At 66.8% G+C, this 15,129-nt stretch carries 9 protein-coding genes and 5 pseudogenes; 8 read left to right on the top strand and 6 right to left on the bottom strand.

Annotation, left to right across the window (positions count from 1 at the left end; all coding sequences use genetic code 11):
• Positions 1 to 23 precede the first annotated feature (23 nt).
• The 3 genes and pseudogenes from LN139_RS09420 to LN139_RS09410 all read right to left on the bottom strand — a co-directional run bounded on the left by LN139_RS09420 (position 24) and on the right by LN139_RS09410 (position 3,130).
• The gene (locus tag LN139_RS09420; protein ID WP_236359666.1) at positions 24 to 1,019 is read right to left on the bottom strand and encodes an aldo/keto reductase; all 996 of its coding nucleotides are present in this window, start codon (positions 1,017 to 1,019) and stop codon (positions 24 to 26) included.
• Between the two features lie 114 nt (positions 1,020 to 1,133).
• Positions 1,134 to 2,059: pseudogene (locus LN139_RS09415) on the bottom strand (2-hydroxyacid dehydrogenase).
• Positions 2,056 to 3,130, bottom strand: a pseudogene (locus LN139_RS09410) (tartrate dehydrogenase). Before LN139_RS09410 ends, LN139_RS09415 begins: the two co-directional pseudogenes overlap by 4 nt.
• A gap of 104 nt (positions 3,131 to 3,234) precedes the next feature.
• On the opposite strand from LN139_RS09410, the pseudogene LN139_RS25580 reads away from it, so the two are divergent.
• The 4 genes and pseudogenes from LN139_RS25580 (at position 3,235) to LN139_RS09385 (ending at position 7,134) form a co-directional block, all read left to right on the top strand.
• Positions 3,235 to 4,145: pseudogene (locus LN139_RS25580) on the top strand (LysR family transcriptional regulator).
• 244 nt (positions 4,146 to 4,389) lie between these two features.
• The gene (locus tag LN139_RS25575) at positions 4,390 to 5,433 is read left to right on the top strand and encodes an extracellular solute-binding protein (RefSeq protein WP_442964400.1); all 1,044 of its coding nucleotides are present in this window, start codon (positions 4,390 to 4,392) and stop codon (positions 5,431 to 5,433) included.
• Positions 5,434 to 5,443: 10 nt separating this feature from the next.
• Positions 5,444 to 5,725 (top strand): NAD(P)-binding protein, encoded by a 282-nt coding sequence (locus LN139_RS24800; protein WP_268944844.1) that lies wholly within the window; start codon positions 5,444 to 5,446, stop codon positions 5,723 to 5,725.
• Positions 5,626 to 7,134 (top strand): GMC family oxidoreductase, encoded by a 1,509-nt coding sequence (locus tag LN139_RS09385; protein WP_329611046.1) that lies wholly within the window; start codon positions 5,626 to 5,628, stop codon positions 7,132 to 7,134. Before LN139_RS24800 ends, LN139_RS09385 begins: the two co-directional genes overlap by 100 nt.
• On the opposite strand, the pseudogene LN139_RS09380 reads toward LN139_RS09385, so the two are convergent.
• Positions 7,122 to 8,547: pseudogene (locus LN139_RS09380) on the bottom strand (aldehyde dehydrogenase family protein). The gene LN139_RS09385 and the pseudogene LN139_RS09380 sit on opposite strands and share 13 nt — an antisense overlap.
• Positions 8,548 to 8,644: 97 nt before the next feature.
• On the opposite strand from LN139_RS09380, the gene LN139_RS09375 reads away from it, so the two are divergent.
• From LN139_RS09375 to LN139_RS09365, 4 genes are all read left to right on the top strand, one after another.
• A complete protein-coding gene (locus LN139_RS09375; RefSeq protein WP_236359664.1) occupies positions 8,645 to 9,586 on the top strand; it encodes a LysR family transcriptional regulator in 942 nt (313 codons plus the stop codon).
• Between the two features lie 216 nt (positions 9,587 to 9,802).
• Positions 9,803 to 10,894 carry an FAD-dependent oxidoreductase gene (locus tag LN139_RS24795; RefSeq protein WP_268944842.1) on the top strand — a complete coding sequence of 364 codons (1,092 nt, stop codon included), beginning with the start codon at positions 9,803 to 9,805 and terminating at the stop codon, positions 10,892 to 10,894.
• Positions 10,776 to 12,011 carry an NAD(P)/FAD-dependent oxidoreductase gene (locus LN139_RS24790; protein ID WP_442964423.1) on the top strand — a complete coding sequence of 412 codons (1,236 nt, stop codon included), beginning with the start codon at positions 10,776 to 10,778 and terminating at the stop codon, positions 12,009 to 12,011. Before LN139_RS24795 ends, LN139_RS24790 begins: the two co-directional genes overlap by 119 nt.
• On the top strand, positions 11,957 to 12,439 hold the full coding sequence (locus LN139_RS09365) for a cupin domain-containing protein (RefSeq protein ID WP_236359663.1): 483 nt from the start codon (positions 11,957 to 11,959) through the stop codon (positions 12,437 to 12,439). Before LN139_RS24790 ends, LN139_RS09365 begins: the two co-directional genes overlap by 55 nt.
• Positions 12,440 to 12,584: 145 nt before the next feature.
• Here the strand turns inward: LN139_RS09365 and LN139_RS09360 are convergent.
• Together LN139_RS09360 and gabT are read right to left on the bottom strand one after the other, a co-directional pair.
• A pseudogene (locus LN139_RS09360) lies at positions 12,585 to 13,080 on the bottom strand (Lrp/AsnC family transcriptional regulator).
• A gap of 750 nt (positions 13,081 to 13,830) precedes the next feature.
• Complete coding sequence (gabT, locus tag LN139_RS09355) at positions 13,831 to 15,120, bottom strand: 4-aminobutyrate--2-oxoglutarate transaminase (RefSeq protein WP_236359662.1); 1,290 nt, start codon at positions 15,118 to 15,120, stop codon at positions 13,831 to 13,833.
• Positions 15,121 to 15,129 lie beyond the last annotated feature (9 nt).

The raw sequence follows: 15,129 nt of genomic DNA, 5'->3' as shown, positions 1-15,129 counted from the left end.
GAAGGGCGCCCTTTTTGTTCGCCTCAGGAAAACCCCGTGACCGCGTGGGGCACGTAAGGCGCTTCCAGGCGCTTGATTTCCTCGTCGCTCAGCTCGACCTCCAGCGCTGCGATGGCATCGGTCAGTTGGGCCGGTTTGGAGGCCCCCACGATAGGCGCCGACACCCCTTGCTTGCCCAGCACCCAGGCCAACGCGATCTGCGCCATTGGCAGGCCTCGTTCATGGGCGATCTGCTCGACCACATCGATCACCCGGCCGTCTTCGGCCTCTGTGGCCTTGTAGAACGACTGGCCTGAAATATCGGTTTTCGTGCGCTCGGTCTGCTCGCCCTTGGGCCGCGTCAAGCGCCCGCGTGCCATCGGGCTCCACGGCATCAGCCCGACGCCCTGGTCCCGGCACAGCGGGATCATCTCGCGCTCTTCCTCGCGATAGAGCAGGTTGAGGTAGTTCTGCATCGACACGAACCGGCTCCAGCCGTTGAGCTGTGCCGCGTGCTGGGCCTTGGCGAACTGCCAGGCATACATGGACGAAGCCCCGATGTAGCGCGCTTTGCCGGCCTTCACGATGTCGTTCAGCGCCTCCATGGTCTCCTCGATAGGCGTGTGGTAGTCCCAGCGGTGGATCTGGTAGAGGTCGACGTAATCGGTGCCCAGCCGGGCAAGGCTTGCATCGATGTTGGCCAGGATGGCCTTACGCGACAGGCCTTTTTCGTTGGGTTTGTTCGAGCCTTCCCACATGTTCGCCGGGTAGAACACCTTGGTTGCGATCACGATCTCCTCGCGCCGGGTGAACTCCTTGAGCAGCTTGCCCACGATGGTTTCCGAGGTGCCGGCGGAGTAGCTGTTGGCGGTGTCGAAGAAGTTGATGCCTTGCTCCACCGCGTGCCGGATGATCGGGCGGCTGTCGGCCTCGTTCAGGGTCCAGGGGTGGGTGCCGGCATCGGGCTCGCCGAAGGTCATGCAGCCCAGGCACAACGGGGAGATGTCCAGGCCAGTAGAGCCCAGCTTGACGTAGTTCATGGGGTTTCCTCCTCGATCAGAAGCTTTTGCGCCGCTTTGGCCAATGGGCCGGGGCGTTGCCATGGGAGGTTGGACAACTGCCACGGCCTCACGCTCATCCCGATTGCGCCAGGCTCAATACCCGGCGCTGCGGTCCGCCACCCCCAGCATCGGCTCACCGGCCACGTGCCGGCGCAGATTGGCCAGCAGCAAGCCGAAGGCGTCTTCGGGTGCGGTCATGGCACCGATGTGCGGTGTGAGCCAGATCTGCTCGTGCTGCCAGAACGGGTGCTGCGGTGGCGCCGGTTCTTCGCTGAGCACATCCAGCACAGCGTGCTGCAACTGGCCGCTGGCCAAGGCCCTGAGCAGGGCGGGCTCGTCCAGGTGCCCACCGCGGCCCAGGTTGATCAGGCAGGCACCCTGAGGCAGGGCGGCGAACAGTTCGTCATCGAGCAGGCCGCAGGTGCTGTCGGTCAGCGGCAGCAGGCAAACGAGGATGTCGCACTGGCCGAGGAAGGTGGGCAACTGCTCGGCACCGGCATAGCAACGCACACCATCGAGCTGGCGCTGGCTGCGTGCCCAGCCCAGCAGGTCGAAGCCGAACGGGCGCAAGCGCTGCGCGGCGGTCTGGCCCATCTGCCCCAGGCCCATCAGGCCGATGCGCCGTTGCCGGGCCGGTTTCGGCGGCTCGGCAGCCATTGCCGCTGGCGTTGCCGGGCCAGGTACTGCGGTAACTGGCGGTGCAGGCACAGCACCGCCATGCACAGGTATTCAGCCACTGCCTGGGCGATGTTGGGGTCGAGCATGCGCACCAGTTGGACCCGGGCCGGTAGCGCGGCCAAGGGCAACTGGTCGATGCCAGCGGAGGTTGCGAACAGTACTTCAAGATTGGGCAGGGCCTGGATCAGTTCCGCAGGCGTTACCCAGGCCAGTAACCAGCGCACCTCACCGGGCGGGCCGATGTCCGGCCAGCGGCGCACCGGGATGCCCGGTGCGTGCTCGGCGAACAGCGCCATCCATTGCTCACCGCGCTCGCCATCGACGTGGATCAGCAGTGTCATTGCACAGCCTGTTCAATGGCCGCACCCAGCGCCTGCGTGGTGCCGGTGCCGCCGATGTCCCGGGTCAGCGGTGCGTGTTGCGGGCCTTGAGCGAGTACCGATTCGATGGCGCGCAGCACGTCGGCGCCGGCTTCGGGGTGGCCCAGGTGGTCGAGCATCATCGCCCCGCACCAGATCTGCCCGATCGGGTTGGCGATGCCGCGCCCGGCGATGTCCGGCGCCGAGCCATGCACTGGCTCGAACAGGCTGGGAAAGGTGCGCTCGGGGTTGATGTTGGCCGACGGCGCGATGCCGATGGTGCCGGTGCAGGCCGGGCCGAGGTCGGAGAGGATGTCGCCGAACAGGTTGCTGGCCACCACCACGTCGAACCAGTCCGGGTGCAGCACGAAGTTCGCGGTGAGGATGTCGATGTGGTACTTGTCGACCTTCACCTCGGGATACTGGCCGTGCATGGCGGCAACGCGCTCATCCCAGTAGGGCATGGTGATGGCGATGCCATTGGATTTGGTCGCCGAGGTCAGGTGTTCTTCGGCCGGCTCTGGGCCAGTTCGTAGGCGAATTTGAGGATGCGGTCCACGCCGATGCGGGTCATCACCGTTTCCTGGATCACCACCTCGCGCTCGGTGCCGGGGAACATGCGGCCGCCGACGCTGGAGTACTCGCCCTCGGTGTTTCCGCGCACCACCCAGAAGTCGATGTCGCCTGGCTTGCGCCCGGCCAAGGGCGCCTTCACGCCAGGCATCAACCGGCAGGGCGCAGGTTCACGTACTGATCGAACGCACGGCGAAACTGCAACAGCGACTCCCATAGCGATATGTGGTCGGGGACCACCTCCGGCCAGCCGACGGCGCCGAAGAAGATCGCGTCGTAGCCTTTGAGGGTGTCGAACCAGTCGTCGGGCATCATCTTGCCGTGGGCCTGCCAGTAGTCGGCGCTGGCGAAATCGAACCAGTCCCACTGCAATTGCACACCGTGTTTGCGCGCTGCGGCTTCGATCACGCGCACACCTTCGGGCATCACTTCCTTGCCGATACCGTCTCCGGGGATCACTGCGATCTTGTAATTGTTCATGGGTTGCTCTGCCTGAGTGAGGGGTGGGCTTGAGTATAAGTAGGGATTGGAGATTCAATAATGGCGTTTTTAGTTAAGCCATTCTTAGATTTGAGTGAATAATCGTGAGCGCAATCGATGACCTGAGTTTCTTCCAGCAGGTGGCGGCCCATGCCAGCCTCACCGAAGTCGCCCGCCAACTGGGGTTGTCGTTGCCAGCAGTGAGCAAGCGGCTGAGCCAGTTGGAGACGCGGCTGGGGGCGCAATTGGTGCAGCGCACCACGCGGCGCCTCTCGCTGACAGCCGAAGGCACGCTGTACCTGGAGGGCGGGCGGCCGATCCTGCGCCAGCTGGAGGAGCTGGAAAATGCCCTCGACCGGCGCCATGCCGAGCTGCATGGCCGTCTGCGGATCAACGCCACGCTGGGCTTCGGCCGCCGCCACCTGGCGGCCGTGGTGTCGAGCTTTGCCCACCAGCACCCGGCGCTGGAGCTGCAACTGGAGCTGTCCAGCGAGCCGCTGGGCTTTGCCGACGACCGCTTCGACCTCGCGGTGTGCATGGGCCCGCCGCCGGACTCGCGGCTGGTGGCGGTGCGCCTGCTCGACAACCCACGAGCGCTCTGTGCCGCGCCGGCCTACCTGCAAGGCCACCCGGCACCGCAGCGCCCGAAGACCTCGCCCGGCACAACTGCATCGTGCTGCGCCAGTTCGGCAGCGACTACGCGCTGTGGCGCTTCGAGCGCGGCGGCCAGGTATACACGCACAAGGTGAGCGGTACCCTGGCGAGCAACGATGGGGAGGTGGCCATGAGCCTGGCGCTGGACGGCCACGGCCTGCTGCTGCGCTCGCGCTGGGACGTGCACGAGCACCTGCAAAGTGGCCGCCTGCAGGCGGTGATGGCCGAGTACACGCCACCGCCTGCGCACATTCATGCGGTGTACCCGCACAGCCGCCATGTGCCGCGGCGTATCAGCCTGTTCGTGGCACACCTGAAGGCGAGCCTTGGTGAGCGTTTGCCCTACGCAGCCCTGACTTGAGGTTGGGTTCGCTGCTGTATGTCGCGCGGCAAGCCGCCCTCCCACGATTACCCCACTGCGGATACCTTGAGTGGGAGGCCGGCTAGCCGGGCGACGCGCACTACATGCTCTGAGGTTATATCGGCCCTGACTATTGGTGTGTTGTGGGCCCCCGCACCGCTCGGTTAACGTCCAGCCACGACCGGGCCGCCTTCAAAAAGAGCCCGGGCGGCAAGGCCCTGACAAACCTGCCACAACCCACAGGATGGTGTGCCATGAAACGCTTGCCCCGCGCCGCAGTGCTCATGTTGTCGTGTCTTTCCACCGCCATGCCGGCAGCCTATGCCGGGCAGATCACCTTCGTCTCCCAAGGGGGCAGCTACCAGCAGGCCCAGACCCAGGCCATCCTCGACCCCGCCGCCAAACGCCTGGGCATCACCATCGCCCAGGACAGCGCCCCCGATGCCTGGCCCATCGTCAAGGCCCAGGCCGAAGCCGGCAAAACCGTATGGGACGTGATCGACACCCCCACCTCCAACTGCATCCGCGGCGGGCGCGAAGGGCTGATCGAGCCGCTGGACATCAGCAAGCTGCCCAACGCCCAGTCGATCCCCGAGCGCTACCGCACCCAGTGGTCGGTGCCCTACGAGTTCTATTCCTCGGTGCTGGCCTACAACACCAAAAGCCTGAAGAAAGTCCCGCAGAGCTGGGCAGACTTCTGGAACGTCAAGGACTTCCCGGCACCCGCGCGTTGCGCAATGACCCGATGGGCACCCTGGAGGCCGCGCTGCTCTCGGACGGTGTGCCGCGCGACAAGCTCTACCCGCTGGACGTGGACCGCGCCTACAAGCGCCTGGAGCAGATCAAGCCGAACATCAACGTATGGTGGACCTCGGGCGGCCAGTCGGCGCAGCTGTTGGCCGATGGCGAGGTGGACATGCTGATGATGTGGAATGGCCGGGTGAGTGCAGTGCGCAAGGAAAACACCGACGTGGCCTTCACCTACAACGACGGCATCCTGCAGAACACCCAGCTGTGCATCGTCAAGAACGCCCCGAACCTGGCCGACGCGCTGCGCTTCGTCAACGAAGCCATGGCCCCGGACCTGCAAGCCAACCTGCCCAAGTACATCGATTACGGCCCGGGCAACCCGGCGGCGTTCAACACCGGCAGCATCAGCCCCGAACGCGCCAGGGAGCTGCCCAGCTCGCCGGAAAACGCCGCTCGCCAGGCGCTGCTCTCGGAACAGTGGTGGGCCTCGCCTGCCGGCATTGCCGCCAAGGACCGCTGGCTGAAGTTCGTGCAGTGAGCCTGCGTCGATGATCGATTACCTGATCCTCGGCGGCGGCTCGGCCGGTTGCGTGCTCGCCGCGCGGCTGAGCGAACAGGCTGGCAAGCGCGTGTGCCTGGTCGAAGCCGGGCGCGACATCAGCGCGGCGAACATGCCCGCCGAGGTCCGCAGCCGCTATCCCGGCCGCGCCTACCTCGACCCGCGCAACCTCTGGCAGCGGCTCACGGCTACCTACGGTGCCCGCCTGCAAGCGCCGCGCCGCTACGAGCAGGCCCGGCTGCTCGGGGCGGTTCGGCGATCAACGCGCTGATGACCAACCGCGGCGCCCCGGCCGACTACGACGAGTGGCAGCGGCTGGGGGCCCGTGGCTGGAACTGGCAAGCCTGCTTGCCGTACTTCATCAAGCTGGAGCACGACACTGACCTGGCCGGCCCGCTGCACGGCAAACAAGGCCCGCTGCGCATCCAGCGTACGCCGCACGAGCGGCTGTCACCCTTTGTGCGAGGGGCGATGGCTGCGCTGGGCGAACGTGGTTACCCCACCCGTACCGATCAGAATGGCGCCTGGGAAGACGGCGTTTTCGTTGGCGCGATCGGTGTGAGCGAGGAGGGCGAACGCATTCCCACTTCGGTGTGCTACCTCACCGAGGCCGTGCGGTGCCGGCCCAACTTCGAGCTGCGCACTGGCTGGCAGGTCGACCGCGTGCTGTTCGAAGGCAAACGGGCGGTGGGTGCAGTGCTGTTCAACGCTGAGGGCGAACAGCAGCAGGTTCGCGCCAGGGAAGTGATCCTGTGTGCCGGCGCCATCCATAGCCCGGCCATCCTGATGCGCAGCGGCGTCGGCCCACGGGCCGTGCTGGAGGGGTTGGGCATCGAGGTGGTCGCGGCCCGTGAGGGCGTAGGTGCGCGGCTGATGGAGCATCCATCGATTGCGGTCAGCGCAGTGCTCAGCCGCCAGGGGCGCACGGCGTTCCCCACCGAGCATCACGAACAGGCGGTGTGGCGCTATTCCTCAGGGGTGCCGGGCATCGGCCCCGGTGACATGCACGGGGCGATCCTGTCGCGCTCCGGCTGGCATTCGGTGGGCTACCGGCTGGGCACGGTGTTCTTCTGGGTGAACAAGTCCTGTTCACAGGGGCGCGTGCGGCTGGTGTCGACAGACCCCACAGCCGAGCCACAGGTGGACTTCGCCATGCTCAGCGACGCGCGTGACCTGCAGCGTTTGATGCAGGCGCTGCGCCACGGCGCCGAGCTGCTGGAGGCCGATAGGCTGGCGCCGTTGCGTTCTGTGGTATTCCCCGCCAGCTACTCGCCGCGCGTGGCGAAGGTGGCGCAGCCTGGCGGGCTCGATGCCCTGGCGCGCGGCGTGCTCAGTGCGCTGCTGGATGCGGCCGGGCCGCTGCGGCGCTGGCTGGTAAAGCGGCTGATTACCCAGGGTATAGAGCTGCAAAGTTTGCTCAACGACGAGGCCGCGTTGGCCGAGTTCGTGCGCCGTAACGTCGGCGGCACCTGGCACGCCAGCTGTACCTGCGCCATGGGCGCGGCGGACGATCCTGCAGCGGTCACCGATTCGGCCGGGCGGGTGATCGGCACCGAAGGCCTGCGAGTGTGCGACGCCTCGCTGATGCCGAGCATCCCCTGCGCCAACCTCAACGTGCCCACGATCATGATCGCCGAGCGCATCGCGGCGATGATCGCTGGCACCGATCAAGCGCGGTAGCCGAGGATCGCCTTGGTTTCGAGAAAGGCTTCCAGCCCCACTCGGCGTATTCGCGGCCATTGCCCGACTGCTTGTAGCCGCCGAACGGGGCCATGGGGTCCCAGCTGGGTTGGTTGATGTACACGCTGCCCACACGCAATTGCGCGGCCACGGCGCGGGCGCGCTGCAAGGACGCCGACTGCACGTAGCCGGCCAGGCCAAAGGGGCTGGCATTGGCGATGCGCACGGCGTCGGCCTCATCCTGGTACGGCATGATCACCAGCACCGGGCCGAAGATTTCCTCTTCGGCCACCGCCATGCCAGGGGTGACGCCGGCGAATACCGTGGGCTGCACGTAGAAACCCTGCGCCAACCCTTCAGGCCGGCCCAGGCCGCCGCACACCAGCTGCGCGCCACAGGCGATGCCGCTCTCGATCAGCCGCTGGATGTGCTCGAACTGGCGGCGGTTGATCACCGGCCCCAGCGTAGTGCTGGCCTGGCCGGGTGGCCCGACGCGGTGGGCGAGGGCCGCGCGGCGCGCAAGCTTCACCACCCGCTCATGGGCGGCGGCCGGCACCAGCATGCGCGTGGGCGCGTTGCAGGATTGCCCGCTGTTGCTGAAGCAAGCGTCGACCCCTGCGGCCACTGCGCTGTCGAAATCCGCATCCTCCAGCAGAATGTTCGCCGACTTGCCGCCCAGCTCCTGGTGCACGCGCTTGACCGTGGGCGCCGCCAGCCGCGCCACCTCGATGCCGGCGCGAGTGGAGCCGGTGATCGACACCATGTCCACCTCCGGGTGCGCAGCGAGCGCGGCGCCTGCGCACGGGCCGTCGCCATTGACCAGGTTGAACACCCCGGTGGCACACCCGCCTCGTGCAGCACCTCGGCGAACAGCACGGCATTGAGCGGCGCCACCTCACTGGGCTTGAGCACGATCGTACAGCCGGCAGCCAAGGCCGGCGCCACCTTGCACACCAGCTGGTTGATCGGCCAGTTCCACGGCGTGATCAAACCCACTACACCGACCGCTTCGAGCACCACCTCGGTGCTGCCGCGGGCCTGGTTGAAGCGGAAGGTTTCCAACGCCTGCAAAAGCGCCTGCAAGTGGCGAACGCCGATCCCGGCCTGCCATTGATGCGCCAGGGCGCGCGGTGCGCCGACCTCCTGCATGATCACGTCGCCGAACTCATGCTGGCGGCGCCGGAAGATCGCCAGCGTGCGCTCCAGCAAGGCAATGCGCTCAGCCACTGGCGTTCGCGCGAAGCCGTCGAACGCATTACGCGCCGCCAGCACCGCGCGCGACACATCCGCCTCATTGGCCAGGGCGATTTCGGCAAGCGGCGCCTCAGTGGCCGGGTCAAGGACCACGGCGCGCTCCTGGCCGATGGGGGCGACCCACTGGCCGTCGATGTAGAAGTTCAGGGCGTTGCGCATCAGGGCATTCCTGGGCTGGGGCGATGGCTGGCAGGATAGGAGTGCGCCGGCGCTGGCAGCAATTTACTAATAGTTGGGCCAGGCATAAACTCAGGTCATGCCTACCTTAAGACGCAAACTCCCCAGTTCCAGCTCACTGTTCGTGTTCGAAGCGGCGGCGCGCTGCGGCAGTTTCACCCGTGCAGCGAACGAGCTGTGCGTCAGCCAGCCGGCCGTCAGCCGTATGCTCTCGCGCCTTGAACAGCATCTGGGCGTGGCGCTGTTCGAACGCACCCGCGCCGGCGCGCGGCTCACCGAAGAAGGCGAATTGCTGTTCGCCAGGGTGCAGGAAGGCTTCGCCACCATCGAAGGCGCGATCGATGAGCTCTCGGCCCGCGCCACGGGCCTTGAAACCGTCACGCTGTCGCTTTCCACCGCTTTCACCACCCACTGGCTGATGCCGCGGATGGGCTTGTTCACCCAGCGCTTTCCACAGGTGGACTTGCGCTTTCAACTGATGGCCGGGCGCATCGGCGGGCCGCTGGTGGATGTGGACCTGGGCATGCGCTACCTGCTGCCCGACGCCGTGCAGCCCGCGGATCTCAAGCTGATGCCGGAATTGACCGTGCCGGTGTTCACCCCTGCTTACCGTGATGCGCAGCGCTCGAACGGGCAGCCGCCCACCTTGATCTGCATGGACAATCAGGGCCGTGACTGGGCCACCGGCATGTGCTTGCCAGGCAAAGCGGAAAACAGCCTGGTGTTCACCGATTACGCAGTGGTGGTGCAAGCCGCCTTGCTGGGCCAAGGGGTGGCGCTGGGCTGGTTGAACGTGGTCGCTCACAGCCTGGCCAAGGGGCAATTGTTACCTGCGGCCACACCTGTTACCTGTGCTGCGCGTTACTGCTGCCTGGTCAGCCCGGCCAACCGGGCGCTTCGGCCGGTGGTGGCGCAAGTGCGCGACTGGATCGCCGAGCAACTGCATCAGGAACTGCTCGAAGTGCAGCGGCTTTACCCCGAATTGGGCATTGCCGAGGTGCTGGCGGGGGCGGCGCAATAACCCCGTGCTGGTGAGCGGGTGAAAACAGCAGGTTATGCCCGAAGGGCCGTTCGAAACGAAATAATCGATGGCTGCGCCCAGCTGATAATGGCCTCGCCCAAGGGGTATTCCTCAGCCTGATCGCGGAGCGCGTTATGTCATTCAAGCAATTCAAGGCCCTGACCTTCGACGTGGTCGGCACCCTGATCCGATTTCGAAGCCGGCATCCTCAACCATGTGCGCAAGGTCGGGGGCGCTGCTGCCAACGCCTGCAGTGACGACGACATCCTCAAAGCCTACCGGGTGACGCGCGCTGCCACCGACTCGGGCTGGTGGCCAGACGACCTGGAGCGTTGCTACCACCTGATGGCTGCCGAGCTGAAACTGCCCGACAGCGCCGAGTTCGCCCGTGGCCTGGCGCTTTCAGTCGAGCAGTTCCCGGCGTTCCCCGATTCGGTCGAAGCGCTCAAGCGCCTGCGCAAGCACTTCAAGCTGGTGGCGACGACCAACTCGCGCATCTGGGCCTTGAACCACATGGCGCGCACCCTCGATGAGCCGTTCGATGTGCGGGTGACGGTGGACGATGTGCGTTTCGAGAAACCCGACCCGCGATTCTTCGCCTACACCCGTGGCGTGTTGGCCACGCAGGGCATCGTCTTCGAGCAGATCCTGCACGTCGCCCAAAGCCAGTACCACGACATCGGCGTTGCCATGGGCCTGGGCTACCAGACCTGCTGGATCGAACGCCGGCACAACCAGAAGGGCAGCGGCGGCACGCTGGAGTCCGAGCACACCAAGCCGCACTACCACTTCACCTCGCTGGCGCAACTGGCCGATGCGGTAGACGCCGAGCTCGGTCGACGCAGCGTTTACCCAGCCCGGAGGCTTCCCATGGCGGTGAACAGTTTGTGGGCGGCGACCGCCCAGCCAGCCCCGCCGCTCGTGCCCTTGAGCGGTGAGCGGCAGTGCGACGTGGTGATCATCGGCGCCGGCTATACCGGTCTGAGCGCCGCCTGGCACATCGCCCAGAGCGGGCGCGAGCCGTTGCTGCTGGAGGCCAACGGCCTGGCCTTCGGTGCCAGTGGGCGCAACGGCGGTGGTCTCGCCCAAGTTTCGCATAGGGTTTGCTGCCGCCATGGCACGCCATGGGCGCGATGCCGCGCTGCACCTGTACCACACCGGCCACGCTGCGGTGGACGGCTTGGCCGAGCTGGTCGATCAGTTGCAGCTGGACGAGGCGCGCCTGCGGCTGGGCGGCCATATTGCCGCCGCTCACACGCCGCACGCGCTGGCCGGGTTGCAGGCCACTGCCGATTGGGTGAAGCGTGAAACCGGCAGCGCTTCGGTAAAGGTGATCGATGCCGGGCAGGTGCGCGAACTCACCGGCTCGGCCCTGTTCCACGGCGGCCTGCTCACACCCCACGCCGGCGGCCTGCATCCGCTGAACTTTGCCCGCGGCCTGGCCTGGCGCCTGCACGAGCGGGGCGTGAACATTCATGTGAACAGCCCGGCGCTGGAGGTCCGCGAGGCTGATGGGCGCTTCGTTGTGCGCACGCCCGGCGGGCAGGTGAGCGCCCGCCAGGTGATCTACGCCACCAACGGCTACAGCGACCAGACCTCGCTGACGGCAAGCCTGCACCGGCGGCTGATCCCGTTTCGCAGTGCGATCATTGCCACCGAGCCGCTGGCGCCGGCGCTGCTGGCCAGCCTCATGCCCGGCGGCCAGGTGTGCGGCGACACCAAGCGCATGCTGCGCTGGTTTCGGGTGGTTGGCGACCGGTTGATCTTCGGTGGGCGCGGCGCCTTCGGCCAGCACGACTCAGCCAGTGCCTTCGGCACCCTGCAGCGCAGCATGGCCCAGGTGTTCCCGCAGTTGGCGGGCACGGCGGTTGCGTTCCAGTGGTCAGGCTTGGTAGCGATGACCCTGGACTACCTGCCCCATGCCGGCCAACTGGGCGAGAACCAGTACTACGCGGTCGGCTACAACGGCGGTGGCGTGGCGATGTCGACCTGGATGGGCAAGCAACTGGCAGCAATGACGGCCGGCACACCGGTGGAGCTGGGCCTGCTGGCCGGCAAAGGTTTCAATCCCATCCCGCTGCACGGGTTGCGCGCCCCGGCGTGCGCCTGGCGGCGGGGTGGCAGCAACTGCTCGATGCGGTCGGGCGCTAGAGGTGAGCATGAGAGTTACTGCATTACCGGGTATCGGGTGGCGAGCCGCACACCGTGGTCGCGGCGCCCTGGCCCGGCGACCCGCTCGGCGAGGGCAGGCACTGGCACTCAGCCGAGGCCGTCGAAGGCTGGGCGGCAGGGCGCTGCGCTGTGGACAGCGAGGGTGCCGCACAGGCCTGGCCCTGGTGTGAGGTGGGGGTGGTCGAGGCCGGTGGGCTGGTGCTCGAGAGCGCAGGCGAAAAGCTCAGGCTCGAGGCCGGCCAGGCCTTCGTGATCCCGTACGGCGCCACTGTCAAATGGCAGGCCAGCGCGGGGTTGCAGTACTGCTTCGTGGCTGTGATGACACCGGCCGAGCCAGGCCGCTCGCCACTACAGCTGGATCTTGCAGCGCCCTTGCAGCCCTGCGCACCACCTGCTGCCGAGGTGCTGCTGGGGCCTGCGCCCAAGGCCTGGAGCGTGCCGTTATACGAAGCGGGCGATCTGCGCGTAGGCCTTTGGCAATGCGAGGCCTACGCGCGGCGCGAAGTTCGCCCCGCTTACACGGAGCTGATGTACCTGCTCGAAGGCGGCATGCAGCTGGCGCCCGAGCACGGCACCCCGGTGCAGGTGGAGGCGGGCGAGGTGATTGTCGCGCCAGCAGGGCTGGCCAATGCCTGGACCAGTGAGCGTGTGGTGCGCAAGGTGTACTGCATCTGGGGTTAGAAGGCCCCGTCGCCCGTTACACGGCGTCCGTTACACGGCGTCCGTTACACGTCGCCCGGCGAGCCGGCCTCCCACCAGAAAGCTCAGCAGCGCAGATCAAGGAGTGGAGGGCGGCTTGCCGCGCGACGGGGTCATCGCGCCGACCCTAACTGGCCGTGCGCACCAGGCTGCGCAACGGGATCGCGCTCTTGACCACCGGCGACTTGATCACGATGTAGCTGAAGTACTTCTCGATGCCGATGTCGCGATCCAGGATCGACTCCATCAGCTCCTGATAATGCTGAATGCTGCTGCACATGAAGCGCACCAGGTAGTCATAGCCGCCGCTGATCAAATGGCATTCCAGCACCTCGTCGATGCCGCGAATGCTCGACTCGAACTTCACGAAATCATTGCGCTTGTGGTCGCTCAGGGTGATCTCGGTGAACACGGTCCACGGAGTTGGCGAACTTGGCCAGGTTCACATGCGCCTCGTAGCCGCTGATGTAGCCAGCTGCTTCCAGGCGCTTGACCCGTTGCAGGCAGGGGCTGGGCGAAAGGCCCACGGCGTCGGCGAGGCTGACGTTGGTCATGCGCCCGTCTTTTTGCAGCTGCACCAGGATATTCAGGTCGATACGGTCGAGTCTTGCTGCGGCATCCATCGTGGTTCCTCGCAAATCGGTCGTGATCACAGCCCTCAGGCGCGTAGCGCGCGTTGATGCGCCTGGGCAAGGTCGGCCAGGCTTGCATACTCGCAGCGCTTGCCATCGAGCGCCTGGGCGAATGGTTCCAGGGTTGGGCCAGGCCCCGGCTGAGCACCGCGCCGGGAAATCCACGCGCTGTGCCCAAGGGTCGTCACGTGCCTGGCTACGCACCGGCAGCAACTCCGACCGGCGCAAACCCAGGCGCTCCAACGTCACCTCAAGCTCGGCGTGCCAGGCTTCGTCACCGAGGCTCACCACCGCATCGAACGGCGCCGCCAGGCGCCGGCCCAGGCATCGGCATCCAGCGCCAGCGGCGGGGCGATCAGCACCAACCGGTAGAACTTCGGCCAGGTACTGCAGCGCGCCGGGGGCATCTTCGAACACTGGCCATGCCGCCGTGGAGCTACCAAAGGCCACAGTGGCATCCCATTCGGGAACCAGATGCAATTGCTGCGCCAGCCGTTGGTAGAGTTGCCCGTGCAAGGCCGCAGCGCTGTTGACCGACGGATCGCCGCGCAGGGTGGCGGCAAGGTCGTAATAGGCGCCGAGCAGGTGCTCATCGCTCAGCGCCTGGCCGGCCTGCACCGCCAGGGGGCGCAGGCCATCGAGGATGCCTCGTTCGCGGTCCACCAGCGTGCCGATGGAAAGCCCCAGCGCTTTGTACTGCGTCACTTTCATCCCTGGCTCCTGTGGCTGGGCGGCGTGCGGTCAGCAGGCTTTGGCCAGCGCCTGGGCGAGCATGCCCAAGGCTTCGTCCAACTGCGCCTCGGTGGTCACCAGCGGCGCGAGGAAGCGCACCACGTTGCGCTGCACACCGCATTTGATCACCAGCAGCCCGGCGTCGCGCGCCGCGTCGATCACTGCCTGGGCGAGCGCAGCGTCCGCTGTGTGGCTGCCGTTGCCGGCGACCATCTCGATCGCCTGCATGAAGCCCAGCCCGCGTACCTGGCCGATGCGCGGGTGCTGCGCCTGCAAAGCCAGCAGGCCCGCGTGCAAACGCTTGGCCAGGCGCTCGCCCTGGGCCAGCAGGTCAGTCGTTTCGAACAGGTCCAGCACTGCCAGCGCGGCGGCGCAGGCCACGGCGTTGCCGCCGTAGGTGCCGCCCAGGCCACCGGGCAAGGGGGCGTCCATGATGTCGGCGCGGCCGACCACGCCCGAAAGCGGCATGCCGCCGGCCAGGCTCTTGGCCACGGTGACGAGGTCCGGCTGGATGCCAGCGTGCTGGAAGCCGAACATCGTGCCGGTGCGGCCGAAACCGGCCTGGATCTCGTCGAGGATCAGCACGATGCCATGCCGCGTGCAGCGCTCGCGCAGGCCCTGGAGAAACGCCGCCGGCGCCGGCAGAAAGCCGCCGTCACCCTGCACCGGCTCGACCAGGATCGCTGCCACCCGGTCTGCCGCCACGTCGGTGGCGAACAGCTCATCCAGCTCGGCCAGCGCCTGTTCGGCGCTGATGCCGCGATAAGCGTTGGGGTACACCGAGTGGTAGATCTCCGCCGGGAACGGGCCGAAGTTCTGCTTGTACGGCTGGCTCATGCCGGTGAGCGTGACACCCAACAGCGTGCGCCCATGAAAGCCCCCGCGAAACGAGACCACGGCCGGGCGGTCGGTGTAGCCACGGGCGATCTTGATGGCGTTTTCCACTGCCTCGGCGCCTGAGGTGAACAGCACGCTCTTGTAGTGCTCGCCAGCACCGACCAGCGCGTTCAGCCGCCCGGCCAGTTCGATGTAGTTTTCATAGGCCACCACCTGGAAGCTGGCATGGCTGATGTCCCCCGCCTGGCGGCGAACCGCTTCCACCACCGCTGGGTGGCTGTGCCCGGTGTTGAGCACGCCGATGCCGCCGACGAAGTCCAGGTAGCGCTTGCCGTCCACATCCCACAACTCCGCGCCCTGGGCGCGCGCGGCTACCACCGGGTGGGCGGTGACGATGCCGCGCGGCACGTGTTGTTCGCGCAGGGCGAGCAGGCGTTGGGTGTGGCTCAGTGCGTGATTCATCACTTTCTC

The sequence above is a fragment of the Pseudomonas sp. KNUC1026 genome (genome assembly GCF_021650705.1).
Classification (GTDB): Bacteria; Pseudomonadota; Gammaproteobacteria; order Pseudomonadales; family Pseudomonadaceae; genus Aquipseudomonas.
The sequence above is the reverse complement of the archived record's forward strand: the minus strand, read 5'-3'. Positions and strand labels throughout refer to the sequence as shown.

What these genes read in the sequence shown, in the direction of transcription:
- LN139_RS24800 (WP_268944844.1), top strand. Translation starts at nt 5,444, where the DNA reads ATGATCGATTACCTGATCCTCGGCGGCGGCTCGGCCGGTTGCGTGCTC.
- LN139_RS09375 (WP_236359664.1), top strand. Translation starts at nt 8,645, where the DNA reads ATGCCTACCTTAAGACGCAAACTCCCCAGTTCCAGCTCACTGTTCGTG.
- LN139_RS09420 (WP_236359666.1), bottom strand. Translation starts at nt 1,019, where the DNA reads ATGAACTACGTCAAGCTGGGCTCTACTGGCCTGGACATCTCCCCGTTG.
- LN139_RS25575 (WP_442964400.1), top strand. Translation starts at nt 4,390, where the DNA reads ATGGTGTGCCATGAAACGCTTGCCCCGCGCCGCAGTGCTCATGTTGTC.
- gabT (WP_236359662.1), bottom strand. Translation starts at nt 15,120, where the DNA reads ATGAATCACGCACTGAGCCACACCCAACGCCTGCTCGCCCTGCGCGAA.